At 51.6% G+C, this 24703-nt stretch carries 20 protein-coding genes; 10 read left to right on the plus strand and 10 right to left on the minus strand.

Going from position 1 to position 24703, the window contains the following annotated elements; all coding sequences use genetic code 11:
- Positions 1-187 precede the first annotated feature (187 nt).
- Positions 188-3838, minus strand: a complete 3651-nt coding sequence (tdfG, locus tag HMPREF2596_RS02900) for a TonB-dependent receptor TdfG (protein ID WP_070849524.1) — start codon at positions 3836-3838, stop codon at positions 188-190.
- 253 nt (positions 3839-4091) lie between these two features.
- Positions 4092-5435 (minus strand): bifunctional 3,4-dihydroxy-2-butanone-4-phosphate synthase/GTP cyclohydrolase II, encoded by a 1344-nt coding sequence (gene ribBA, locus HMPREF2596_RS02905; RefSeq protein ID WP_210389051.1) that lies wholly within the window; start codon positions 5433-5435, stop codon positions 4092-4094.
- Positions 5436-5630: 195 nt separating this feature from the next.
- Between ribBA and HMPREF2596_RS02910 the strand changes: the two genes are divergently transcribed.
- Positions 5631-6233: a DUF4230 domain-containing protein gene (locus HMPREF2596_RS02910; RefSeq protein ID WP_070849597.1), complete on the plus strand. Its 603-nt coding sequence runs from the start codon at positions 5631-5633 to the stop codon at positions 6231-6233.
- Position 6234: 1 nt separating this feature from the next.
- Positions 6235-6693: a hypothetical protein gene (locus tag HMPREF2596_RS02915; RefSeq protein ID WP_070607785.1), complete on the plus strand. Its 459-nt coding sequence runs from the start codon at positions 6235-6237 to the stop codon at positions 6691-6693.
- Positions 6694-6859: 166 nt separating this feature from the next.
- On the opposite strand, the gene HMPREF2596_RS02920 is transcribed toward HMPREF2596_RS02915, so the two are convergent.
- Both HMPREF2596_RS02920 and tsaE read right to left on the minus strand, forming a co-directional pair.
- Positions 6860-8104 carry an N-acetylmuramoyl-L-alanine amidase gene (locus HMPREF2596_RS02920; RefSeq protein ID WP_070849527.1) on the minus strand — a complete coding sequence of 415 codons (1245 nt, stop codon included), beginning with the start codon at positions 8102-8104 and terminating at the stop codon, positions 6860-6862.
- Entirely contained in the window at positions 8092-8562 is a 471-nt protein-coding gene (tsaE, locus tag HMPREF2596_RS02925) for a tRNA (adenosine(37)-N6)-threonylcarbamoyltransferase complex ATPase subunit type 1 TsaE (RefSeq protein WP_070826487.1), read from the minus strand. The genes HMPREF2596_RS02920 and tsaE overlap by 13 nt, the downstream gene beginning before the upstream one ends.
- A gap of 171 nt (positions 8563-8733) precedes the next feature.
- Here tsaE and pheA point away from each other — a divergent pair, with 171 nt between their 5' ends.
- The 3 genes from pheA (at position 8734) to prfH (ending at position 11994) form a co-directional block, all read left to right on the plus strand.
- A complete protein-coding gene (gene pheA / locus HMPREF2596_RS02930) occupies positions 8734-9822 on the plus strand; it encodes a prephenate dehydratase (RefSeq protein ID WP_049323519.1) in 1089 nt (362 codons plus the stop codon).
- Between the two features lie 397 nt (positions 9823-10219).
- Positions 10220-11353 carry an RNA ligase RtcB family protein gene (locus tag HMPREF2596_RS02935; RefSeq protein WP_070849529.1) on the plus strand — a complete coding sequence of 378 codons (1134 nt, stop codon included), beginning with the start codon at positions 10220-10222 and terminating at the stop codon, positions 11351-11353.
- A 2-nt stretch (positions 11354-11355) separates the two neighbouring features.
- On the plus strand, positions 11356-11994 hold the full coding sequence (prfH, locus tag HMPREF2596_RS02940; protein ID WP_083324974.1) for a peptide chain release factor H: 639 nt from the start codon (positions 11356-11358) through the stop codon (positions 11992-11994).
- Positions 11995-12078: 84 nt separating this feature from the next.
- Here the strand turns inward: prfH and HMPREF2596_RS02945 are convergent, their stop codons facing one another.
- The 6 genes from HMPREF2596_RS02945 to HMPREF2596_RS02970 all read right to left on the minus strand — a co-directional run bounded on the left by HMPREF2596_RS02945 (position 12079) and on the right by HMPREF2596_RS02970 (position 20200).
- On the minus strand, positions 12079-13308 hold the full coding sequence (locus HMPREF2596_RS02945; protein ID WP_070849531.1) for an HlyD family type I secretion periplasmic adaptor subunit: 1230 nt from the start codon (positions 13306-13308) through the stop codon (positions 12079-12081).
- Positions 13309-13397: 89 nt separating this feature from the next.
- Positions 13398-15605 (minus strand): type I secretion system permease/ATPase, encoded by a 2208-nt coding sequence (locus tag HMPREF2596_RS02950; protein WP_070695369.1) that lies wholly within the window; start codon positions 15603-15605, stop codon positions 13398-13400.
- Between the two features lie 43 nt (positions 15606-15648).
- Positions 15649-16878, minus strand: coding sequence for a TolC family protein (locus tag HMPREF2596_RS02955; RefSeq protein WP_070849600.1), 1230 nt, complete (start codon positions 16876-16878; stop codon positions 15649-15651).
- A gap of 303 nt (positions 16879-17181) precedes the next feature.
- The gene (locus HMPREF2596_RS02960; protein WP_070849534.1) at positions 17182-18441 is read right to left on the minus strand and encodes an RsmB/NOP family class I SAM-dependent RNA methyltransferase; all 1260 of its coding nucleotides are present in this window, start codon (positions 18439-18441) and stop codon (positions 17182-17184) included.
- Between the two features lie 35 nt (positions 18442-18476).
- Complete coding sequence (locus tag HMPREF2596_RS02965; protein WP_210401058.1) at positions 18477-19325, minus strand: DUF1853 family protein; 849 nt, start codon at positions 19323-19325, stop codon at positions 18477-18479.
- A gap of 59 nt (positions 19326-19384) precedes the next feature.
- On the minus strand, positions 19385-20200 hold the full coding sequence (locus tag HMPREF2596_RS02970; protein WP_070849602.1) for an RNA methyltransferase: 816 nt from the start codon (positions 20198-20200) through the stop codon (positions 19385-19387).
- 175 nt (positions 20201-20375) lie between these two features.
- On the opposite strand from HMPREF2596_RS02970, the gene HMPREF2596_RS02975 reads away from it, so the two are divergent.
- From HMPREF2596_RS02975 to upp, 5 genes are all read left to right on the plus strand, one after another.
- Complete coding sequence (locus tag HMPREF2596_RS02975) at positions 20376-21161, plus strand: inositol monophosphatase family protein (RefSeq protein WP_036490235.1); 786 nt, start codon at positions 20376-20378, stop codon at positions 21159-21161.
- 264 nt (positions 21162-21425) lie between these two features.
- Positions 21426-22229: a glutamate 5-kinase gene (gene proB / locus HMPREF2596_RS02980; RefSeq protein ID WP_070849538.1), complete on the plus strand. Its 804-nt coding sequence runs from the start codon at positions 21426-21428 to the stop codon at positions 22227-22229.
- A 9-nt stretch (positions 22230-22238) separates the two neighbouring features.
- Entirely contained in the window at positions 22239-23489 is a 1251-nt protein-coding gene (locus HMPREF2596_RS02985; RefSeq protein ID WP_070849540.1) for a glutamate-5-semialdehyde dehydrogenase, read from the plus strand.
- 86 nt (positions 23490-23575) lie between these two features.
- Entirely contained in the window at positions 23576-23887 is a 312-nt protein-coding gene (grxD, locus tag HMPREF2596_RS02990) for a Grx4 family monothiol glutaredoxin (RefSeq protein ID WP_003681608.1), read from the plus strand.
- Positions 23888-24035: 148 nt separating this feature from the next.
- Complete coding sequence (gene upp / locus HMPREF2596_RS02995; protein WP_039864255.1) at positions 24036-24662, plus strand: uracil phosphoribosyltransferase; 627 nt, start codon at positions 24036-24038, stop codon at positions 24660-24662.
- Positions 24663-24703: the final 41 nt, after the last annotated feature.

Consider the following 24703-nt stretch of genomic DNA (forward strand, 5'->3'; position numbering starts at 1 on the left):
TATAAATAAAAATATAAATCTAATTAAAACTCATTATCAAATGTAAAGCGCGGATTGTATTTGTCAATATTTTATTTTTAATATCATTGCATTATCATCTAAGAAATGCAAATATCATAGTAACGGTAACAGGCTGTAGCCGACGGGCAGATTCCTGCCCGTCGGCTACATAGGATACAGTCAAGCCCTAAAACCTACCCTTAATGCCGAAGGTAATTGTCCTGCCCGGTCCGGGGACAGGAGTGCTGGACATCGGGTCTAAGTAGTAGCGGTTGGCGAGGTTAGTTACGCCGAAGTTCAAGTCTATATGTTTCCCTATGCGGTAGCGGGCATAGGCATCTAAAAGGGTGGCGGCATGCCAGCCGTAGGGTTTGCCGTTGCGCTCATACACCTGCCCCGCGCCGTCGGCAATCAGCTTGTCGTAGTTTTTCCGCTCCGCTTTGCTGTGATGGATGGCGCGCATGCCCAATTCCAGTTTTTCGTTGAAGAAGCGCGTGCCGACATCGAGGGTAAGCGAATATTTCGGCTGCAAGGACTGGAAGAAGCGGCTGAGGCCGAAGCCGCCTTCAAGGCATTCGGGTACGCGTTGCAGGTAATAGTCGAATTTGAAGGCAATGCCCTTGTCGCACACCATATGTTTCAAGCGGTAAGTGCCGCCGAAGGAGGCGAAGAAGCGGCCGCTGTCGAGGCGGCTTTGCAGTTCTACCCCCTTGCTGACTGCCCTGTCGTATTGGATCATGCCGCCGTCCATATTCGAGGTGTCGATTTGGTTTTTGATTTTATTGCTGTAGTAGGTGAGGCGGAGGTCGCCTTGGCGCAGTTTGGCGAAATGCGGGGCGAAATTGAAATTGTAGCCGATTTCCCAGTTGGTGCTTTTTTCCGGCTTCAGGCTGTATTCGGCCACGGTCTGGCTGCCGTACAGCCCGCCGCTGCCGGTGGCGGCGGTCAGTTCGTAAAGGCTGGGGAAGCGGCTCATGCGGGCATAGCGGGCGAAGAGGCGGTGGTTGTCGGCAAGATCGTAGCTGACCGCCAGCATGGGCGCCCAGGAATGCGCGCGCTGTTCCTGCGGCATGCGCCAGCGGTCGGCTTCGCCGAATTGATGCCGAATCCAAGCGGTACGGTTTAGGTCGCTATTGAATTCGAGTGCCTGATCATTGCTGGTTTTTGACGGAATTTGGTTTTCATTGGCCATACGTTCCATTTCTTCGCGTATCGGGTCGGTCATGTAAAGATGCGATCCTGGGATATAGCGGCGGTAGCTGCCGCTTTTTCCCTGCGGATTGTTTACCCTTTCGCGGTACATTTCCGGCGTAATCTGTATTTTATCGGTATCAAATTTGCCCGCGACCATTGGGATAATTTGCTTGCGGCGCAGGATATAAAGTGCGTCTTTATCTTTATCAGCCTGATTTTTTTTTGCAAAGCTGCCGTCAGCCTTGCCGTAAATACGGGTGTGAGACCAGGTGTCATCATAGCTATCGTCTTGTCTAAAATCATCAAAGCCATAGCCGTTTTTTTCGGTAAAGCGACGGTTCAGTTGCTTATACTCGTCGCTCTGCTTATCCATCTGATCCCAAAAATTGTGGTTGTAAGTCCGCCGCAAACCGTCTAATAAGCGCAAGTCTTCTTCATCCGCCAATTCGTAATAAGGCATCATCAGACCGGTAACATAGCTGTCCGAACCCAGGCCGTACTGATACCAAGGGTTGCGTGCGGCACGCTGCCGCGCCAGTTCGATATTGTTCCCCTTATAGTTCTGATAGCGCACGCCCGCCTGTATGTTCAGGCGGGAAGTCGGTTTCCAGTCGAAGACCAGGTTCGCGCCCCATTCGCGCTTTTTCGCCGACTGCGGGCCGCCCAAGGCCGCCATGCGGGTCAGTACGCCGAAAGTATTCATCAAATCATTGCTGTCGGCGGTATCGGTGCGTTCTTCCAACGTTTCGCGCTGGTAGTCGGCGGCAAGGGTGAGGCTGAGTTTGTCGGAAAGGCGGAAGCGGTTGCTGAGGTTGAAGCCGTTGCGGACGACGTCGGTACGCTGCCGCGCGCCGGGAACGATGATGCGGTCGGGATGTTCGATGTAGTAGCGTTCCTGATTCAGCTTTTGCTTCAGTTCGGCCAGATTCATCATTTTGCCGATTTGGTTGGTCTGGTCGGTCATCACATTTTTATCGGCGGGCGTGATGGCGTAGTAGCCGCCCGTATGCCCCATCCAGCGGTCGGTAATCGCACGGTTGTTTTCATCGTATTCTGCCAGCTTGCGGGCGATTTTGTCGGGCGTGTCTTCTATCATGCGCAGCACTTCTTCATGGGTTCGCGCCGAGCCGTAAGCGTTCCACGTCATCGCATCTTCGCAGCTTTCCCCCCGCAGGTTGGGCGACGGTTTTTTGCGTATGTTGCACCAATACCAAAGGTCGTAATCAAAGTCGGGCGTAATGACGCCGACGACGGGGCCGCCGCTCTGATGGCGGTTGCTGTCGGTCTTTACCCGCCACATATCGGCTTGAAGGTCTATCCATTTGTTGTTTTGCGGCTTCCATTCGTAGCCGATTTTGTAGGTTTTGCTGTCGATTTTCGTCCCTATGCCCGGTGCCTGCTGCGCAGGTTCGTTTAGAGATTGTTCGGCGAAACCGAGTATCCATGCCGTTATCAGGGGGTTGATTTCGCCGAAGCCGATTTTGTTGTCCATATATTGCAGGCTGATTTTTTGGTTATCCGGAAGATACCAGTTGTTTTTCAGCAGCAGGGTTTTGGTGTCGGTGTGGCTGTTCATGATTTCTTCGCCCGGCCGGAACAGGACGGCCATATTCGGCACCAGGCTGGCGGAAGATTTGCAGAGTATGTCTTTTTCCCGCCATAATTTTTTGTCAGGATACTGGTCGTAACAGGCATCCGCACCGTAAATGGGGTTGTTGAGGTAGCTCTGATAACCGCGTTTGCCCGCGTAGTAGTTGCCTTTTTTGCGGTGGCTGTAGGCGGCAAGGCCGTCTGTAATGTCGGTTTTGAAGGCGGCGGACAACATCAGCTGCCTGTCGTCTTTGAAGTTGGTGTGGCTTTTACCGCCCGAGAATTTCGTGTCGGCTATGCCTTCGTCCAACAACAGGGCGGTGGGGGAAGGTTTGCCGGTATAGCCGGTCAATACATCGGGCATACCCGATACCCCATCCGCCGTCGCGCCTATGGGCGAGAGGGTGCGGTAGTCGCGGCCTAAGAATTGGCGCAAGTCGTTTTTCTGCGCCACGGTGTTGCCGGAAAATTCGGTTTTGACTTCGATTCCCCAGTTTCTTCCTTCGGGGATGATGTCGGAAGGTTCGATGGTGCGGATGGACATCGCGCCGCCGACGCCCGATTTCACGCCGCGCGTCATGGCGGGGCTTTTTTCCACGGCGATGCTGCGGAACAGGGCGGGGTCGAGATAATTGCGGTCGCCCACGCCGTAGTTGTTGAGCCAGACATCAACTGTCTGCTCCGTGCCGTCCAGCGTTACGGGGATGCGGCCTTTGCCGGTGATGCCGCGTATATTGGGTGTAATCGCGCCACCTGCGGTGCGGGTGTTCATGTTGTACACGCCGTTTAGGCCTTTGAGTACGTCGCCGGCGGATTGGACGCGGTAGCGTTCGAGGTATTCTTTGCCGACGTAGGCGTTGGAGACGTTTTTGTAATACACGTCGTCCGCGCCTTTTTGGTCGTTGGTACGTTTGCCACTGACAACAACGGTATCCAATTCCTGGTATTGTTCTGGTCGAGCTGAGGTTTCGATGGTATTGGCAACGGTTAATGTACTGAATGCGCTAGCAAGGCTGAGAATGATTATTTTGGGTTTGGGAGTAAAAGCAGACATAGTTTCTCTTTGTTAAGAACTTAATATAAGAGGTTAAAATACTCTTTTATATAAAAAATATAAAATTTTTAAATATTATTAATATTTATATAATAATTGATTATTCTTATCATTATTGAAATATTTAATAAATAGTCTTTTTTATCGTGATTTTATTTGGATCATATTCAGATAAATAGAGATATGAAAAGGCCGTCTGAAACCTTTCAGACGGCCTTTTGTTTCATTTGTTTTGAAAATCAATCAAGCAAGATTATTTTTCAGCTTCTTCAAAGCCGACGACTTCGAGGCCGAAGCCGGTGAGGCCGGTGAAGGATGACGGCTGGCCGAGGACGCGCAGTTTTTTGACGTTGAGGCCGGCGAGGATTTGTGCGCCTATGCCGTAGCTTTTGCTGTCCCATTTGTAGGCTTGGTTTGCGCCTTTGGGCAGGGTGCGGTCGAGCAGGGTGGCGCCGTCTTCGGTACGGTGTAGGAGGATGACTACTCCGCTTTCGGCTTGTTGGATGCGCTCAAGGGCTTTTGGCAATGACCATGAATGGCGCGGGTTGGCTTGGATGAAGTCCATGACGCTGAAGGGTTCGTGGACGCGGACGAGGGTTTCTTCGTCGGCGGAAGGTGTGCCTTTGACGAGGGCGAGGTGGGTTTCGCCGGAAAGTTTGTCGACGTAAACGTGTTGTTGGAACTCGCCCCACGGGGTTTGTACGGGTGCGTTGCCCATGTCTTCGAGCAGGCTTTCGGTACGGCTGCGGTATTCGATGAGGTCGGTAATGGTGCCGATTTTGAGATTGTGTTCTTCAGCGAACTTCATCAGTTCGGGCATACGCGCCATGGTGCCGTCGTCGTTGATGATTTCGCAGATGACAGCGGCGGGAATCAGGCCGTTCATTTGTGCCAGGTCAACGCCGGCTTCTGTGTGTCCGGCGCGGACGAGTACGCCGCCTTTTTGGGCGCGCAGTGGGAAGATGTGGCCGGGTTGGACGATGTCTTCGGGTTTGGCGGATGGGGAAACGGCGGTTTGAATGGTCAGGGCGCGGTCGGCGGCGGAAATGCCGGTGGTAATGCCGTGGGCGGCTTCGATGGAGACGGTAAAGTTGGTGCCGTATTGCGCGCCGTTTTTCTGGGTCATCATGGGCAGGCCGAGTTTTTCGACCATTTCGCCGTCCATCGGCAGGCAGACCAGGCCGCGTGCGTTTTTGATCATGAAGTTGATGGCTTCGGGGGTAACGAATTGGGCGGCCATCAGCAAGTCGCCTTCGTTTTCGCGGTCTTCGGCATCGGTGATGATGACCATTTTGCCGGCTTTGATGTCTGCTAGGATTTCGGGAATGGTGGAGATGTGGGACATGGTATTTCTTTCTTGGCTGATGGTGGGGGCGTGGCGGTCTTGGTGGTCTTGATCCAACCACATGTCAGGCATATTGGCTGCCTGCTCGATTTTTCGGGCTTTTTTCTCGCCGAAAGATTTGTTTTTCAGCAGGGCGGACAGCTCGCCTTGGTTGATGGCGATGGCTTGGGCAAACTTGGTTTGCTGGCCGTTGTGGTGTTGTGTTATCCATTGCCGCAGGTTGTGGCGGCGCAGGTCGGTGGTATTCATGATGGGATGAAGTTGAATTGTGTGTAATGGATTGTAGTCTTGTCTTTACCAAAAGGCAAACTTTGTTTGTTGAGATTTTTTATTACTTTTTGGTAATGAAATTTATTGTTTCAGACGGCCTGGGTATGGCTTGAAATTGACGGTTTTGGGAGAATATGGGGAATGTTTTGATGATTATTTTAACGGGGGATGTTTGAAATGAAAATGCTTGGGCGCGGATTGGTCGTGCTGGTGTTGTGTGCGCTGACGGCTGCAGGCGGCTGGTTTTATGCCCTGCATGGTCAGAACGAAGAACATCAGGTTTTGTCCCGTGAGGGGGTTTTGATGCAGATTAAGCAGATGAACCGCTTGGAAAGTACGGCATTTTATATCGATACGATTATCCGTACGGAGAAAAAAGGGGATTGGCGCAGGCTGTGGCAGGATTCGCAAAGCGGTATTTTTATTGTGCGCGGTAAGGTGTTGGCCGGTTTGGATTTGGACAAGTTAGGCGCGGACAATGTCAATATTGTGGACGACAAGGTCTTAATCAGCCTGCCGGCGGTGGAAATTTTGAGCGTGGATTTGGAAAATATCGAAGTGTACGATATTCAGACCGGCTCGTTTAATTTGCTGCCTATGGATAAGTCGGTATTTAAGACGGTGCAGGAAGAGGCGAAACGGCAGGTATTGCAAAGCGCGTGTAAGGCTGAGATTTTGGAACATGCCAACCGTCAGGCGCAAACGCAGTTGGAAAACTTGTTTGCATTGACGCAGACGAAGGTGTCCGTCTATCCGGCTGCAGTAGGGAAGTGCGGTTAATATGCGTTATCTTGACCGATTGATTGAACATTGTATACAAGCAAAAAAGCTTGTACCTGACCGTACCTTTGAATTTACAACGTTGGAACAATTGCCCAGTCATGGATGCTTTATTTATGTTATCCAACAGATTGAAGGCGACATTAATACAACTTTTCAGCAATTTCAAAATTTTCGCTTACTTAAAACACATGCCTGCGCAAAATTAAATCGCCCAAGTCAGGTTCTATACGTAGGGTCTTCACGCCACAGTATTCGGAATAGATTGGCACAGCATTTGGGCTTCGGGCATAAAAGTACCTATGCATTGCATTTAAATCAATGGTATCAAGGCCAATATAAAATAACGATTCATCAATATGCCGATACACTTCCCGCTGATGTGCTGCAATTGATTGAAGACGATCTTGCTGATCAATTACAGCCGGCATTTGGTAAATCAGGCACCAACAATAAATAGCACGCATATGAGTGTAGAACATGTAATAGCAAAGATTGACAGGGTTTGGCTCAATTGTTATTTTGCCGCCATTCTCCCATTTTGCTGTATTGTTCATGCCAATAGATTGCTTGAAAAGATAAGGCCGTCTGAAAAATTTTCAGACGGCCTTTGTTTCATTAAGCCATTATCCGCGGCGTAAAACGGCGGTATTGATGTATTTTTGAATACCGGTGGCAATGGCTTGGGCGCATTGTTGGCGGAAGGATTCGCTTCCGAGCAGCCGCTCTTCGGTAGGGTTGGAGAGGAAGGCGGTTTCCACCAAAATGGATGGAACATCCGGCGCACGGAGGACGGCAAAGTTGGCCTCATCAACGCGGCCTTTGTGCAGTTGGTTGAGTTTGCCCAATTCGGTCAAGACGGAATGGCCGAGCTTGCGGCTGTCGCGCAGGGTTGCGGTTTGGGTCATGTCCAAAATCGTGTTGTCGACGTTGCGGTTGCCGCTGGATTGTACGCCGCCGATGGCGTCGGCGTTGTTTTGGGTTTGGGCAAGGAATTTTGCCGCCGAGCTGGTTGCGCCTTTGGTATTGAGCATATATACGCCGGTACCGCGAGCGGATGGGCTGGTAAAGGCATCGGCGTGGATGGATACGAATACGTCGGCATTGCGCGCACGGCCTTTGGCAACGCGTACGCCCAATGGGATAAAGATGTCTTCGTTGCGCGTCATAAATACGTTGTAACCCAAGGCTTCGAGGCGTTTTTTGGTTTCGCGGGCAATGGAAAGTACGACGTTTTTTTCTTTGAGGCCGCTCGGGCCGATTGCGCCGGGGTCTTCGCCACCGTGACCGGGGTCGATCATAATCACGGGACGGCGGTTGCCGCTGCTGCGATTGTTTTTAGGGGCAGGGGTGTCGTATGCGATATTGGTATTTTGACGTTGTTTGGGAACATTGCCGTTGAGCAAGGCCATCATCGGGTCGTTGGCATCTGCGCCGTGCGGATAAAGGTCGATAACCAAGCGGTTTCTGAAGTTGCCGACGGGGGTGAGCGCAAAGACTTGCGGATGGGTGCTTTGTTTGAGGTCGATGACGATACGCACGGTATTGGGCGTATTTTGACCGGCACGAATGCTGCGGATAAAAGGGTCGTTAGACAGCACTTTGCTGGAAATGCCTTGCAGGACGCTGTTGATTTCCGCGCCTTGAATATCCACGACCAACCGGCTGGGGTTGTCCAACATAAAATGTTGGTATTTCATCGAGTGGTTGCTCTCAAGGGTAACGCGTGTGTAGGCGTTCGCCGGCCAAATGCGGACGGCAAGGAATTGCGCAGGAGAGGCCGGTTTGGCCAATGCAGCACCAACGGGTGTGAGGGTGAGAAATAGTCCTGTGCCTTGACGGAGAATGTGTCTTCTAGTTAATTTGACCATGATTCTAAACTTTTTCGGCCTTGGTTTGTGTGGGCGGAAAAGGTGCAGGTTCTGCCCTTATCGGTGTACGTCAATGTAATGGTAATGTCTGCCGGAGGCGTGAATTCCCCACCTTGCTGCGGCCATTCGATGAGGCAGACGCTGTCGGGTGCAAACAATTCGTCCAAACCGGCATCTTCCCATTCCTCGGGCATGGTAAAGCGGTAGAGGTCGAAATGGTGGAGGGTGAATGTATCCAGCGGATAAGATTCGACAATGGTGTAAGTCGGGCTTTTAACTGCGCCCGTATGCCCCAGTCCGCGCAAAATCCCGCGTGTCAGCGTGGTTTTGCCTGCACCCAGTCCGCCTTCGAGATAGATGGTCAGCGGAGCGGAAAGCTGCTTGCTCCATTCTTCACCCAGTTGCAGGGCTGCTTCTTCATCGGGCAGAAAACGGGTGTACAGTCCGTTTGAGTGCATGGAATAGGCCTTGTCGTTCAAAAGGCTTAATTATGATGGAATTAGCGGCGTTTGCAAACCTGATAGACGATAAAGTTAGATAAAGATAGTGTTGAGGCCGTCTGAAAACGGAATTCAGACGGCCTTTAATGTTAAAATGAAAATATCCCTCACAAAATTGCGAGACAGCTTATGCCTTTATCCATAGACGAACAATTATTGCCGCACCGCAATGCCATCGACAGCATTGATGCGGAAATCCTCCGTTTGCTCAACGAGCGCGCCGGTCATGCGCATGCTATCGGCGAATTGAAAGGGACAGGCGCGGTGTACCGTCCTGAACGGGAAGTGGCCGTTTTGCGCCGGATTCAGGATTTGAACCGCGGCCCTTTGCCGGATGAATCGGTCACCCGGCTGTTTCGCGAGATTATGAGCGAATGTTTGGCGGTGGAGCGTCCGCTGACGATTGCCTATTTGGGCCCGAAGGGAACATTTACCCAGCAAGCTGCCATCAAACATTTCGGCCACGCCGCACACACCATGGCGTGTACCACCATCGACAACTGCTTCAAACAAGTTGAAACGCGTCAAGCCGATTATTTGGTGGCGCCGGTAGAAAATTCGACCGAAGGCTCAGTGGGGCGCACTTTGGACTTGTTGGCAGTAACTGCGTTGAAAGCCTGCGGCGAAGTGGTTGTCCGCATCCATCACAACCTGTTGCGTAAAGACAGCCACGAAATCGGCGGCATTACCAAGGTTTTCGCCCATGCCCAAGCCTTGGCGCAATGCAACGACTGGCTTGGCCGCAATCTGCCCAATGCCGAGCGTATCGCCGTGGCCAGCAATGCCGAAGCAGCGCGTCTGGTTGCTGAATCTGACAGCCCGAATGTGGCCGCCATTGCCGGACGTATTGCCGCGGAAATTTATCAGTTGAGCTTTGCCGCCGAGTGCATTGAAGACGAACCGAACAACACCACGCGCTTCTTGGTGATGGGTCATCAAGAAACCGGCCGCAGCGGCAACGATAAAACCTCTTTGGTCGTATCCGCGCCCAACCGTGCCGGTGCCGTTACTTCGTTGTTGCAACCTTTCACCGAGTTGGGCATTTCCATGACCAAATTTGAAAGCCGCCCAAGCAAATCGGTTTTGTGGGAATACCTGTTCTTCATCGATATCGAAGGACATCAAAGCGATGAAAATGTCCAAAAAGCCTTGCAGTTACTGGGCGAACGCGCTTCCTTCGTGAAAGTTGTCGGCTCTTATCCGACCGTTGTTTTGTAAGGATTATTGGGTATCAAAGGCCGTCTGAAAAGTTTTCAGACGGCCTAAATCATGTTCGCAATAGTTGCCATTTATGCAACATTATTGGCAGATTGATGTCAGTAAGTTTGCATGATTGGAAATGAACACTCTATAATCCGAACGTTTTTAATATTTTCATGCAAAGAAAGGAGCAAGCCATGACACGTAATACTTCAATCCGCTCAATCACATTCTTTGCAGCCCAAGCGTCGGTCTGATTTTCGGATAACGCTTTTCGCATTCCATGTCGCCCGCTTCGGGCTGCTTTCCCTACGATTATCGGCTAGAAACCAGGCCGTCTGAACATTTCGCAGACGGTGGATGCTTATTGTCATCTGTTGACGGTTTCTATCCGTTTTAAAGAAAGCATAAACACATGGGCAATTATCCCCATAATATTCAAATTATTGCCGATTCAAATACATGGATTGAAGGCAACGCTGTCGCACAGCTCGAAACCACCGCCCGATTACCGCATATGTTACGCGTTGCCGGAATGCCGGATTTACACGCAGGGCGCGGTTATCCGGTTGGTGCGGCATTTTTCAGCGACTGTCATTTTTATCCTGCCCTGATTGGGAACGATATCGGTTGCGGCATGGCGTTTTGGCAGACCGATTTACGCGCAGCCAAACTCAAACCGGCCAAACTCGCCAAACAGCTGGGCAATATCGATACGCCGTTGGACAAAGACGAACAGGTTGATTTGTTAGGCGACGCTGTCGATATGCGCCAATTTTCAGACGGCCTTGCCGTAGGTACGATTGGCGGCGGCAACCATTTTGCCGAGTTGCAAACCGTTGATACCGTTTATCGCGCCGATTTGCTTCCGCCCGATTTTGATGAAAACCATCTGCAACTGTTGGTGCATAGCGGTTCGCGCGGATTGGGCCAGCAGATTTTGCAACGCCATATTGCCGCCTTCGGGCATCAAGGTTTGGCGGAAGAGGGCGAAGCGGCGGCGGCCTATCTTGCCGAACACCAAACAGCCCTTGAATTTGCCAGCCTTAACCGCTGTTTGATTGCGGCCAGAATGCTCGACCGTTGGCGCGCAGAAGGAACATGCCTGCTCGATGTCCACCATAATTTTTTGGAGCAAACCGAGATTGACGGCATAACCGGTTGGCTGCACCGAAAAGGCGCAACGCCCACCGATAAAGGCTTGGTCATGATACCCGGCTCGCGCGGCGATTACAGCTATCTGGTCCGACCTGCCGAAGATTGCCAAATTTCGTTGAATACCTTGGCTCACGGCGCAGGTCGGAAATGGCAGCGCGGCGAATGCAAAGGCAGGCTGTCGCACAAATATACTGCCGACAGCCTGCGTCAGACCGAGTTTGGCAGCGTAGTCGTTTGTCAGGATAAGGCCCTGATTTTTGAAGAAGCACCGCAGGCTTATAAAAGTATCGACAGCGTTATTGCCGCCATGAAAAACGTAGGTTTGATTGAATTGGTCGCGCGGTTTAAGCCTGTTTTGACTTATAAAACCGGCGGCGAGTGTGGAGCGTAAAGATGAAACAGAATACACCAGTGATTTATCTGCAAATTTCCACCGCGCAAGGGCCGGCAGAATGCCGAATATTTGCCCGTTTCGTCTTGGGCAAGCTGCTTGCCGAAGCTCAAGCAAAAGGCATAGATGCCGAACTTGTTACCGAAACCGCCGATAAGCACGGCATTTTGTCGGCGACGCTCAAATTGGCAGGGCAGAATGCCGAAAGTTTGGCGCAAACTTGGCAGGGGACGCTTCAATGGATATGCCCCAGCCCCGTCCGCCCGAAACATCCGCGCAAAAATTGGTATATAGGCGTTTTCCGCTTGCCCGATATGCCGCAGACGTATGAAATGCCGTCTGAAAACGGAATCGAGTTTCAAACCTGCCGTTCGGGCGGTAAAGGCGGGCAACACGTCAATAAAACCGAGAGTACCGTCCGCGCTACCCATAAAGAAAGCGGCATTTCCGTGCGGGTCGAGAGCGAACGCAGCCAGCATGCCAATAAAAAATTGGCGGTAATGCTCTTGGCGCAAAAGCTGGCGGAGTATCATGCCGGACAGGTAGGAAGTTTTGCGCAGGAGCAGCATGCGCAACTCTATCAAGTTGAGCGCGGCAATCCGAAAAGGACATTTGTCGGTACTGCTTTTAAGGAGAAGTAATTTGCCTGCCGGATAAGGAGGTATTTAAAACATAAACCAAAGGCCGTCTGAAAATTTTCAGACGGCCTTTTGTCGGTTTATCGATTAGCGTTCGCTCAACGCTTGTTTCATACGCGTAATCGGTTTGATCAGGTATTGGAAGATGGTTTTTTCGCCGGTTTTGATGTCCACCGTTGCAACCATGCCAGGAATAATCGGCATAGGTTTGCCGTTTTTGTCTTTCAGGGAATTGTTTTCGGTTTGGACGAGAACGCGGTAATAGACTTGGTTCGGGTCGAGTTTCAGGTCGTTGGCACGGTTTTGCATAGAGTTGCTGACGGTATCGGCGCCAACGAGGGTAACTTTGCCTTCCAGGCCGCCGTAGATGGAGTAGTCGTATGCGCTGACTTTAACCAATGCAGGTTGGCCTGTGCGGATAAAGGCGATGTCTTGCGGGCGGATATAGGCTTCGACCAGCAGTTTGTCGTCAACCGGGACGATTTGCATGATGTCTTCGCCTGCGTTCACAACGCCGCCGATGGTGGTAACTTTTATGCCTTTGACGATGCCGCGCATAGGGGCGCGGATTTGCGAGCGTTCAACCGGGTCTGCGCGCATGGCAACGTTTTCTTTGGATTGCGCCAGCTCGGATTCGGCTTGCAAAAGTTCGTTGTTGGCATCAGCTTTGTAGCGGTTGCGGCGCTCGGAAATTTGGGTGGCCAAGTCGGCAGACTCACGGCGCATTCTTAAGAGTTCGACTTCGGAAACCACGCCTTCGGCAACCATGGGGGCGGTAATGGCGATTTCGCGGTCAAGCGCGGCCTTGCTTTGGGAAAGGCCGCTGACAGCGTCGGTCATGGCTTGACGGCGTGCTTTGTAGGCGGCGATTTCGCGATGGCGAAGCTCGGGGCCTACGCTGTCAGGGAAGGAGAGCTTGGTGCCGTAGGCTTCGGCTTTAAGGCGGGCAACAGTGGCTTCGAGGTTTTCGACTTTGGCTTCGCTTTCACGCAAAACGGCGGAGCTGCGCGTGTCGTCGAGTTTCATCAGAATCTGATCTTTCTCGACCATATCGCCTTCTTTAACCATGATTTCGGTTACGATGCCGGGGTCGAGGCTTTGAATCACTTGCTCACGGCTGCTGGGAATGATATTGCCGTTGCCGCGGGTCACTTCTTCGACCGGGCTGTTGTAAGCCCAAATAACGAAGACAACCAGGAAAATGAAGAAAAGGATGATGACCCAAAATTGACCGCTGTGTTTTTCTTTTTGAAGGGCGGCGTTGAGGTCGTTGATGAGGTGTAGGTCTTTGGATTTGACGTTGTTTTCGCGGCTCATAATCGTGTGTCTTTATTGTGTTTGGTGGATTTTAACCATTAGGGCAGGCCGTCTGAAAGGGTAAGTAGGTTTTCAGACGGCCTTTTGCTTTATTGTGCTGCCGATTGAGGGGCGGCGGCTTGTTGTTGCTGTTTGGCGTTGACAGCTTGTTGCTGTTGTTTGACGTTGGCTGCTTTGGCCTGTTCGTTTTGCATGAGTTTTTGCAATACCAAGTCACGCGGGCCGTCCATTACGACTTTACCATTGTCCATCACAATGATGCGGTTGACGATTTGCAGCACTTGCGGACGGTGGGTCACCAAAAGCATGGTGCGGTTGCGACCCCATTGGGCGATAGCATTGAGCGCCATACGTTCGGTAGCCTGGTCCAGGCTGGTGGTCGGCTCGTCCAGCAGGACGACTTTCGGATTGCGCAAGGTCATGCGTGCCAGGGCGATGATTTGTTTTTGACCGCCGGACAAGCCCAAGCCGTCTTCACCCAAAGGCATATCCAAACCGCGCGGATGGTTGCGGATGATTTTGTCGAGGCCAAAGCGGTTGAGCGCAATCAGCAGGTCTTGGTCGGTAGAATAACTGCCGGTACGCGCCAAGTCCATGTTTTCGCGCAATGTACCGAGGAACAGGCGTGGCGATTGGCTCAACAGTAGGACTTGGTCACGCAGGAAGTTGGGGTCAAGCTGGCGCATATCGACGCCGTCAAGGGTAACGTTGCCTTTTTCAGTGTCGTACAGGCCGCTGGCCAGTTTGAGCATGGTGCTTTTACCACTGCCGATACGGCCTAAAATGCCGACTTTTTCCCCCGGTTTGATGGTCAGGCGCAAATCTTCGACGGCGCTGTTGTTGTCGGCTTGATATTTGAACGATACGTTTTCAAAGGTAATATTGCCTTGAACGTTGTCCAAAGTAATGTATTTGCGTTCCGGATTGCGCTCGATAGGGCGGGTAACGATGTCGTTTACGCCTTTGAGGGCAAGTTTGGCTTGTTGGAAGCGGGTGGCCAAACCGGCGATTTGTGCCAAAGGCGCCAAAGCGCGGCCGGACAGAATCACGGAGGCAATCAATGCACCCATGGTGATGCGTTCTGCATGGTTGTCGGCATGAATCAGATAGGTGCCGACGACGACCAAAAAGACGGTATTGAGCTGCTGCATGGCGACGGCGAAGTTGACCATGAAGTTGCTGGTGTCTTTGACTTTGATGGAGGAAGCGGAAGTTTTGGCGGTGTATTCGTCCCAGCGTTGTTGCGCCCAAGATGTGGCGTTGTTGGTTTTCAGGGTTTCGATGCCTTCGATGGCTTCAACGGCAAGGCCGGAGCGTTGCGAACCTTCTTTCATCGATTCGTTGATGTGGCGCGAGAGCGGGCGTTGTACGACAAAACCGACAATCACGACAATCGGAATGATGGTCAGGGGAACAAGCGCGAGTTTGCCGCCGACCATTGAAATTACGAAGATAAACAGCAACAGGAAAGGCAAATCGACGATGGTTAACAAGCTGGCACTGGTCATGAACTCGCGCACGGCCTCAAATTCGCGCAAATTGCTGGCGTATGAACCGGAAGAAGCAGGACGGTCTGCCAGACGCAATGCCATCACGCGGCGGAATAAAGCGGAGCTGATGATCAGGTCGGCTTTTTTACCGGCAATATCGGTCAAGTGGCCGCGGATCATCTTGGCGGCAAACTCAAACAAAATTGCCAAGACCACGCCGATGCTCAATACCCACAAGGTTTCATAGGCTTGGTTGGGAATCACGCGGTCGTACACGTTCATCACATACAGGGAGCTGACGAGCGCAAGGAAGTTGATGATGATGGTGGCCAAGATGACTTGGTAGTAGTAGCTGCGGAAACGCCAAATGACTTTCCAAAACCATGCTTTGGGCAAATGGTATTCAGGCAGCTCCGAGCGCATATCGGTAGCCATTTTGGGTTTGATAAACCAGCAGTAGCCCAAATACAGGCCGGAGAGCTGCTCGTGGCTGAGTTCCTGTTCCAAACCGTCAACCTGGCGGATATGGTATTTGCGCTCTTGGCCGGAGCCTTCGATTTTGGTAATGACCGCGGCCTCTTCGTTGTGCAGGATAATCATGACCGGCACGGCAAGCGAGGGGATGTCTTCCAGATTGCGTTTGGATAAGGTGTTTTCAAAGCCGTGGCTGCGCAGGACTTCGACCAGTGAGTGATAGTTGACCTTGAGCTTTTTGTCGCGCACGACTTCGGCGGACAAAGCAGCTTCGGATACGGGCGCACCCAAAAGGCGGGTCACTAAAACGATGTGTTCAATGATGGCTTTCATATTTTTTCGCGTAATGTTTTTGGTTTAACCGGCGGATATGGCTTTATTTTTGTGCCAAACCGACCCAAGCGGAGATCTTGGCCTGGGTATTTAAATAGTCGAGCGCTGCATCGCGGAAATCGTTGCGGGCGGCAACGTAATCCTGCTCGATGGAGGATAACTCGCTGTATGCGCTCAAAACATCGGTCAACGTACGTCGGGCGATTTTAAACTGCAATTCGTACACTTTGATGACTTCTTTTTGGGCGGCGATGTGTTGCGCCGTCAGCGCGGTACGCTGTTCGCTTTCCTGCATATCGATGGCGGAAGTTTGAACGCGTTCGTTCATGTCGCGCAGGATTTGTTCGGACTTGGCTTCTGCGGCAATCAATGATTTGGCATTGCGTTCCACATTGTGTCGTGCGGCAATATCCAACACATTCCATGCAACGTTTAAATAAAGCTGTCTGGTGTTGCGCGTTGCACTGCCTTCCAAATTGAGGGCGGGCAGGCGTTCGGCTTTTGAGGCGTCCAAATCGGCACGGACGCTGTCGCGCTCGGCCAATTGCGCCTGATAGGACGGATTGTTGTTGCGATTGGGATTGTTGAAGCGTTCGGTGATGGATTTCGCCGTGTCGTTTTTAAACGGATCTTCCAAGTCGTTGGCAGTCAGCTGGCGCGAGGTATAGCGGGATAGGCGGCTCAGGGCCAAATCCATGGTGCGGCGTTGTTGGGCAATGATGTTGGCCACTTGTAATTGGCGCGCGCGCGCTTCAATCAGCTCGGAACGGCGGCCGGCATCATATTTGACGATGGTGTCCAAGTCTTTTAAGAGGTTGTTGTGGCGCGCCAAAGTCTGTTCGTTGAGGATCAGGGTTTCTTTTGCACGCAATGCGCTCAGGTAGAGGCGGCCGATATCGCTGCCCAGCTGCTCTTGGCTTTCGGTGTATTTGTGTTGATAGTATTCTTCGCGGCTGCGGTCGCGGCGGACGGCGGCTTCAATCGCGCCCCATGAATAGATGTTCAGGCTGCCGCGTACGCCGACGCCGTCTTCCATATCGTTGCTGTTGTATTTATTGTGTTGCGCCAGTACTTTGGTGCCGGTCAGGGTAACGACAGGATAATGGCGCGCACGCGTGGCTTTGGTCGTGCTTTGCGCTGCTTCTTGAGTGGCTTTGGCTTCACGCACAATCGGGTCGCTGATTAAAGCGTCCCTGAGGATGTCTTGCAGGCTGTATGCAGAGGCCGTCTGAAACGGCAACAGACAGCAGGCGACGGCAACGGCCGATGACAATAAACGGGGCTTTGTGGGGGAAGAATAAATATGCGACATGATTTTTAACCAAATAATTTATATATTATCGTTGTCCGTATCGGGTATCGCCTGAGGCATGACCGGGCGAATTTTGAACGAGAACACATACATTTACAAAGCATAAAGCATTTTTTCCAGCTTTTCACAATATTCTGATGAAAGGTCGAGATACATGCCTTAAAGTATATTATTGCAAAGCGCGACTATCGTATCTAATGATTTTAATGTAAAAAATTTATCAAAAAGGCCGTCTGAAAGGATTTCAGACGGCCTTTTTCAACCTTAATCCTTGCGTTGCAATACTGCGGCAAAGAAGCCGTCGGTTTGGTGTTCTCCGGAGTTGAGACGCAGGTATTTTCCGGTATCCAAATCAATCTTCAGGCTTTGCAGCAGTTCGGCGCAGTTGACGAGTTCAAACTCGGGATGCTCGGACAGGAAACGTTCGACTTGCAGCTCATTTTCTTCCGGCAACACGCTGCAGGTGGCGTACACCAAACGACCTTGCGGTTTCACCAGTTTGGAGGCGGCATCGAGGATGCTGTGTTGCTGTTCCAAAAGGTTGGCCACGGTCTCGGCGGATTGGCGGTATTTGAGGTCGGGATTGCGGCGTAAAGTACCCAAACCGGAGCAGGGCGCGTCCACCAACACGCGGTCCGCTTTGCCTGCCAGTCGGGCGATACGGGTATCGTGTTCGCTGCTGATGCGTTCGGGGTGGATATTGGTCAGTCCGGCGCGGGTCATGCGCGGTTTGAGGTTGGCAAGGCGTTTTTCGGCGATGTCGAAGGCGTAGATTCTGCCTTTGTTGGCCATTTGCGCGCCGACAGCCAAGGTTTTACCGCCGGCGCCGGCACAGAAATCGACAATGATTTCGCCGCGTTTTGCGCCCACCAATAAGGCAAGCAGCTGGCTGCCTTCGTCTTGGACTTCCAGCGTGCCGTCCAAAAACAGATCGTGTTTGTTAAGCGCGATTTTGTTTTTCAGGCGGATGCCCCAAGGCGAATAAGGCGTTGCCTCTGCATCGGCACTTTCGGCTTGCAACAATGGCAGCACTTTGTCGCGTTTGCCTTTCAAAGTATTGACGCGGATGTCGAGCGGGGCAGGTTGGTTGATGCTGCGACCGAAGGCGAGGATTTCTTCTTCGCTCCAATGCTGTTGCAGTTGTTCCACCAGCCATTGCGGCAATTCTGCGGCGGTATTCAGGCCGTCTGAAAACTCGGTTTTACGGGCTTTCAAATTGCCGAGAAACTCTGTTTCTTCTTCATCAAGCAGGTCTTTGATTTGGCTGATGTTGGTGCTTCTGCCGAGAACCAGTGCGGCAAGAGCGGCTTTGCGCGGCTGCGCATGCGGACGGCGCAGGGCGGTACTGATTTTTTGATAGTGTCGCAGCGCGGCAAAGGCGGTTTCGGCGATTTCGTGACGGTCTTGGCGGCCGAGTTTTTTGTGTTCGCGGAAATAGGCGGAGAGGACGGCATCGGAAGGCTGTTTGAAAGTCAGCATTTCAGCCAAAACTTTGGCGGTATGGTCGAGTTGTGCGGCGTTCATAATGTAATGGGTTCTCTTAAAGTTGGTAAATGGTTTCAGACGGCCTTCATGATGCGTTCGATTTCGTGCCAAAAGCCGTCCGGCCGTAATTCCAAAACGGCAATCAAGCCTTGCTCGATACGGCGGATTTCGGTTTCGTTCAATGTTTCGGTTTCGGCGACACGCGCAGGTGCGAGGTAGGCCATGCGGTCGAGCAGGTGATAGCGAGCTTCTTGGCGTTCAAACCCGTATTCCGCCCAATCTTGAATATAGACGCCGCGCCAGCCGTATGGGTTAAGCGGCGGCTCAAAAGCATGGAAACCGTGTGGAAAAAATCCGATGCCGCGCACGATGGAAGCAGGAAGCAGATTTTCCGGCAGGTCTTGTGCGGTTAAGGTCGCTTTTCCTTGCGGCGTATGCAGCAGCTGGGATTGCTGCACCAGTTTGGCAGCTTTGTCCGTCAGCGTGTCTTTAGGATTGAGGCTGCGCAGGTTTTGCGCTTGGTCTCCGCCGTAGTATTTACACGCCAGCTCGATATGGTAGGGCTGTTGGTTGAGGGAAACGACAAAATCCGCAGCCCCCAAAGTTTGGCCGTCTGAAAAAACGGGCAGATTGTAGGCGTGCAGTTCGGCGTGTGGCGCGTTGGCAAACCAAAAAGCCAACAGCTCTTCGGCATAAATACCGAGACGGTGGCCGAATGGGGCGCGTTGGGCAAGGTGATCCATCAGCGGTGCGGGATCAGCGTCCAATGCCAAAAGATAACGGAACCCGTGTTCCCCCAGTAGTTCGCGCACACTCAATTCGTAACCGCTTTGCCACAAAGGCGGCGCAGTCAGCAGCGAGGCAAGGGCGCGGACGGGTTGGCTGGTGAGTTTCCACCATAATGCGTCTAGGGCGTAATTCATGCTTATCCGAATATCAGTCATGCCGTCTGAAAAGTTTGTAACGTTTCAGACGGCCTTAATCAGTCTTTTTTATGGATACGGTGGCTGACGGTATTGAAAAAACCGCGCAGGATATCGATGTCTTCGGTTTGCGTGTTGGCGCGTCCGAACAGGCTCTGCATACGGCGCATCAGGCGCTCGCCGTTGCGGCGGTTGAAAAAGCCGATGTCGTTCATCACGCTTTCCATGTGGGCGACCATGCCTTTGATTTGCTCGTGGGTTGCGGCGTGGTCTTCCTGTTGCAGGTGGGTCATGGGCGAATCGGTTTGGCTGAAGATTTCGTAGCATACAACCTGCACTGCTTGGGCGAGGTTGAGTGAGAAATAGTCGGGATTGCCGTTGATGGTCATCAGTCGGTTGCAGGATTGGACTTCTTCGATGCTCAAACCGAAAGTCTCGTTGCCGAAAACCAGCGCCACTTTCTCGCCGCGGTTGGCGGCCTGTAGTAATTCGGGCACCAAATCGCGCGGGGTTTGCAGCGGCGCGGTGATTTCGCGGCGGCGGCTGGTTAGGGCGCAGGCGATGGTGGTGTCGGCAAGGGCTTCGTCCAAAGAAGCGGCAATGGTGGCATTTTCCAAAACGTCTGCCGCGCCGGATGCGAGGATAAAGCTTTCTTCCGGTAATTTAAACGATTGCGGATGCTCCGGATCGAACACGGGCGGATTTCCCGTCATCAGCGTTGCCATCAGATTGGGGGCGACGATGGTTAGTTTGTGCAGGCCCATTGTTTTCATGGCGCGCGCGGCGGAACCGATATTGGCAGGATGGCTGGTGCGCGTGAGGATGATGCGGATGTTGTCCAGATAAGCGGGCAGGGCGGGTTTTTCGGAAGTCATGTTTTGTTTTCTGTTTGTACGGGAATCAGGTATAATGCGCCATCTTTTTGTTTTCAGACGGCCTTTTTCCATGCCGTCTGAAATGTTCTTTAACAGCATCGGAAACGATTAACAGCCTCTTGTGTGCCTTGTTCGGCGCATTAGGGCGTATTTTACCTGAATTAGGAAGAAAACCATGAATCCGTTTTTAAATACCGCTTTCAAAGCCGCCCGTAAAGCAGGGCAAATGATGATTCGCGCCGCCGGCAATCTGGATGCCGTCAAAGTAGACAGCAAAGCATTCAACGACTTCGTTTCCGATGTTGACCGCAGCTCCGAGATGATTTTGGTGGAAGCGCTCAAAGAAGCCTATCCTCACCACAAAATCACTTGCGAAGAAGGCGGCTCCCACGGTAAAGCCACCGCCGAGTACGAATGGATTATCGACCCGCTCGACGGCACAACCAACTTTCTCCACGGCCATCCTCAATACGCCATCTCTATGGCACTCCTGCACAAAGGCGTGTTGCAAGAAGCTTTAGTGTATGCACCTGAACGCAACGACGTATATATGGCTTCCCGCGGCAAAGGCGCGTTGCTCAACGACCGCCGCATCCGCGTTTCCAACCGCATCGAATTGAACCGCTGCCTGATCGGCACCGGCTTCCCTGTTGTCGATCAAAGCATGATGGACAAGTATCTGGCAATTTTGAAAGATTTCTTGGCAAAAACTGCCGGCGGCCGTCGTGAAGGCGCGGCTTCTTTGGATTTGTGTGCCGTTGCGGCCGGCCGTTTGGACGGTTTCTTTGAGTTCAACCTCAAACCTTGGGATATTGCCGCCGGTGCATTGATTGTCCAAGAAGCAGGCGGTATCGTTACCGATATGTCCGGCGATGAAGGCTGGTTGGAAAGCGGCGACATCGTTGCAGCCAATCCTAAAGTATTGGCGCAAATGTTGAAAATTATTTCCGACCATCAATAAGCGTTTGTAGGGAACGGTCTGTATTTATCTTTGCAGGCTAAAGTTTCAATAATCAGTAAAAGGCCGTCTGAAACCTGAAATAGGGTTTCAGACGGCCTTTTGTTTTATTGTTAACGGATTCGTGTAAAAGCTGAAAATATGGCTTTTGAAGGAGGCACTTTTTAATTTTGTCTGTATTTTCTATTGCTTCGCAGTTATGATGTAGATTAGCTTGGCTGAAATAATGCCGCGTGCAATCATAAAAATAGAAAGCAGAGGAGAATAATGAAACGAGATTTTGAAGCAGTAAAACGCATTGTCATTAAGATTGGAACCAGTTCTTTGGTGTTGCCAAACGGCAAAATCAATTTGGCAAAAATCGACCAACTGGCCTTTGTCATTTCCAGCCTGGTCAGTAAGGGCAAAGAAATTGTGCTGGTGTCTTCCGGCGCGATGGGTTTTGGGCTGAATGTCCTCAACATGGAAAAACGTCCGGTGGAAATGGCGCAGCAGCAGGCTGTTTCAAGCGTCGGCCAAGTGGCCATGATGAGCCTTTACTCGCAGATTTTTTCCCATTATCGGATGACGGTATCGCAAATCCTGCTGACGCGTGATGTGGTCGAATATCCGGAAAGTTTGGCAAACGTTACCAATGCTTTTGAATCCCTGCTTTCCATCGGCGTTATCCCCATTGTCAATGAGAACGATGCGGTCAGCGTGGACGAGATGGATCATGCGACCAAGTTTGGTGATAACGACCGTTTGTCGGCAGTTGTGGCGAAAATTGTTAAAGCCGATTTGCTGATTATGTTGTCCGATATTGACGGTTTGTTTGATAAAAATCCGGCTGTTCACGCCGATGCCAAGCTGCGCAGCCATGTGGCCGATATTACCGAAGAAATTATTGCTTCTGCCGGCGGATCGGGCAGTAAGTTTGGTACGGGTGGCATGCTCAGTAAAATTAAGAGTGCGCAGATGATGTTTGAACATCATGGCCAGATGGTATTGATGAACAGCGCCAATCCGCGCGATATCCTTCAGGTTTTAGATGGCGCGCCTATCGGAACGTGGTTTGCACAAGAGAAATAGGGAGGTTTGATGAGCTATATCGAACAGTTGGGCAAGAATGCTCAAAAAGCCAGTAAAACGTTAATCAGCTTGGGGAGCGTAGAAAAAAACAATCTGCTGCGTCAGGTTGCGGCGGCGTTGGTTGAACAGGCTGGGATGATTTTGGCGGAAAATGCCCGCGATTTGGCCGCTGCAAAAGAAAACGGCATTTCGGACATTATGCTCGACAGGCTGCGCTTAAATCACGAACGCATCAAAGGCATTGCGGAAGGCGTTGGGCAGGTTGCCGATTTACAGGACCCGATTGGGCAAGTTGTCCGCGGTTATACCAATTTGGACGGTTTGAAGATTGTTCAAAAACGCGTGCCTTTGGGTGTGGTCGCCATGATTTTTGAAAGCCGCCCGAATGTTTCGGTCGATGCGTTTTCTCTGGCCTTTAAAACCGGCAATGCCATTATTTTGCGTGGCGGTCGCGATGCCATCCATTCCAATACCGCATTGATTGCCGTCATCAGGCAGACTTTGGTAAAAGCGGGAATGGATGCCGATGTGGTGCAGCTGGTCGAAGATACCAGTCATGCCGCTGCCGAGGAATTGATGCAGGCAGTCGATTATATTGATGTACTGATTCCGCGCGGCGGCGCGCGCTTGATTCAGACGGTGAAAGAGAAATCGAAAGTTCCCGTCATTGAAACCGGGGTCGGTAATTGCCATATTTATGTGGACGACAGTGCCGATTTGGAGATGGCGGTCGATATCGTTGTGAACGCCAAAACGCAACGTCCGAGCGTGTGTAATGCCGCTGAATCTTTGGTTGTCCACGAAAAGATAGCGGAAGCGTTTTTGCCCAAACTGGAAGAAGCCGTTGCCAAAGTGCATCCGGTCGAATTTAGAGCCGATCAGGAAGCATTGCGTATGTTTAAAAATGCTGTTTTGGCAACCGAGGAAGATTACAGCACCGAGTTTCTTGACTATATTATGTCGGTCAAAATAGTGAAAACAGTGGAAGAAGCCGTCGATTGGATTAACGGCCACACGACGCATCACTCGGAAGCGATTGTGACCCAAAGCATTGCCCATGCCGAGTTTTTCCAAGAAAGCATTGATGCGGCGGCGGTTTATGTCAATGCGTCCACTCGGTTTACCGACGGCTTTGTTTTCGGATTGGGCGCGGAAATCGGTATTTCCACCCAAAAAATGCACGCTCGCGGCCCGATGGGTTTGGAAGCGCTGACTTCGACCAAATTCTATATCAACGGCAACGGTCAGATCCGATGTTGAGAAACGCCCCTAAATTCCATCAATTTGCGTATAATGGCGGGAAATTTGATTTTCCCCGAACAACCGATTTAGTAAAAGGAACACATATGTCCTCTATCCACGATCAAATCAAAGAAGTCGTAACCACCCACCGTGTCGTATTGTTCATGAAAGGTACGAAGCAGTTCCCACAATGCGGCTTCTCTTCCCGTGCCGTACAAATCCTGAATGCGGCAGGTTGCACCGACTATGTGACTGTCAACGTATTGGAAAACGATGCCGTACGCCAAGGCATTAAAGAATACAGCGACTGGCCGACTATTCCTCAACTGTACGTCAACGGCGAATTTGTCGGCGGTTCTGACATTTTGATGGAAATGTACGAAGCCGGCGAACTGCAAGAATTGCTGAAAGCTTAATCATCTACAATATTCCGTAATGTGAAATTGTTGACAAAGGCCGTCTGAAACCCTGATTCAGACGGCCTTTCGTACAAAACATACCCTTTCCGCCATTCGTGAAAAAAAGTATAATTCACTCCGTCAACGAAACTCGGAAATACAGAAAATGAACGTTACCGTCATCAATCATCCCCTCGTCCGCCACAAACTGACTTTGATGCGCGAGGCTGAATGCAGCACCTACAAATTCCGCACGCTCACTACCGAGCTGGCACGCCTGATGGCATACGAAGCCAGCCGCGACTTTGAAACCGAAAAATACATCATCGACGGTTGGTGTGGCTCCATCGAAGGCGACCGTATCAAAGGCAAAACCTTGACCGTTGTCCCTATTTTGCGTGCCGGTTTGGGTATGCTCGACGGCGTACTCGACCTGATTCCTACCGCTAAAATCAGCGTTGTCGGCTTGCAGCGCGATGAAGAAACGCTGAAACCGGTTTCTTACTTTGAAAAATTCGTTGACAGCATGGCCGAGCGTCCTGCCCTGATTATCGACCCGATGTTGGCGACCGGTGGCTCTATGGTTGCGACCATCGACTTGCTGAAAGCCAAAGGCTGCAGCAATATCAAAGCATTGGTATTGGTTGCCGCTCCGGAAGGCGTGAAAGCCGTCAATGACGCGCATCCTGATGTAACCATCTACACTGCCGCGCTCGACAGCCACTTGAACGAACACGGCTACATCATCCCAGGCTTGGGCGATGCCGGCGATAAGATTTTCGGTACACGTTAATTGAAATGTTTAAGGCCGTCTGAAAAGTGTCAAACATTAAC

It is taken from the genome of Neisseria sp. HMSC078C12, from assembly GCF_001838065.1.
In the GTDB taxonomy this organism is placed as follows: domain Bacteria; phylum Pseudomonadota; class Gammaproteobacteria; order Burkholderiales; family Neisseriaceae; genus Neisseria.

Coding starts and splice junctions, on each gene's coding strand:
- HMPREF2596_RS02950 (WP_070695369.1), bottom strand. CDS start 15,605: ATGAAAGCCATCATTGAACACATCGTTTTAGTGACCCGCCTTTTGGGT.
- HMPREF2596_RS02985 (WP_070849540.1), top strand. CDS start 22,239: ATGAGCTATATCGAACAGTTGGGCAAGAATGCTCAAAAAGCCAGTAAA.
- upp (WP_039864255.1), top strand. CDS start 24,036: ATGAACGTTACCGTCATCAATCATCCCCTCGTCCGCCACAAACTGACT.
- proB (WP_070849538.1), top strand. CDS start 21,426: ATGAAACGAGATTTTGAAGCAGTAAAACGCATTGTCATTAAGATTGGA.
- HMPREF2596_RS02975 (WP_036490235.1), top strand. CDS start 20,376: ATGAATCCGTTTTTAAATACCGCTTTCAAAGCCGCCCGTAAAGCAGGG.
- HMPREF2596_RS02965 (WP_210401058.1), bottom strand. CDS start 19,325: ATGAATTACGCCCTAGACGCATTATGGTGGAAACTCACCAGCCAACCC.
- HMPREF2596_RS02960 (WP_070849534.1), bottom strand. CDS start 18,441: ATGAACGCCGCACAACTCGACCATACCGCCAAAGTTTTGGCTGAAATG.
- HMPREF2596_RS02910 (WP_070849597.1), top strand. CDS start 5,631: ATGAAAATGCTTGGGCGCGGATTGGTCGTGCTGGTGTTGTGTGCGCTG.
- HMPREF2596_RS02935 (WP_070849529.1), top strand. CDS start 10,220: ATGGGCAATTATCCCCATAATATTCAAATTATTGCCGATTCAAATACA.
- pheA (WP_049323519.1), top strand. CDS start 8,734: ATGCCTTTATCCATAGACGAACAATTATTGCCGCACCGCAATGCCATC.
- tdfG (WP_070849524.1), bottom strand. CDS start 3,838: ATGTCTGCTTTTACTCCCAAACCCAAAATAATCATTCTCAGCCTTGCT.
- HMPREF2596_RS02945 (WP_070849531.1), bottom strand. CDS start 13,308: ATGAGCCGCGAAAACAACGTCAAATCCAAAGACCTACACCTCATCAAC.
- HMPREF2596_RS02915 (WP_070607785.1), top strand. CDS start 6,235: ATGCGTTATCTTGACCGATTGATTGAACATTGTATACAAGCAAAAAAG.
- HMPREF2596_RS02920 (WP_070849527.1), bottom strand. CDS start 8,104: ATGGTCAAATTAACTAGAAGACACATTCTCCGTCAAGGCACAGGACTA.
- grxD (WP_003681608.1), top strand. CDS start 23,576: ATGTCCTCTATCCACGATCAAATCAAAGAAGTCGTAACCACCCACCGT.
- HMPREF2596_RS02970 (WP_070849602.1), bottom strand. CDS start 20,200: ATGACTTCCGAAAAACCCGCCCTGCCCGCTTATCTGGACAACATCCGC.
- prfH (WP_083324974.1), top strand. CDS start 11,356: ATGAAACAGAATACACCAGTGATTTATCTGCAAATTTCCACCGCGCAA.
- tsaE (WP_070826487.1), bottom strand. CDS start 8,562: ATGCACTCAAACGGACTGTACACCCGTTTTCTGCCCGATGAAGAAGCA.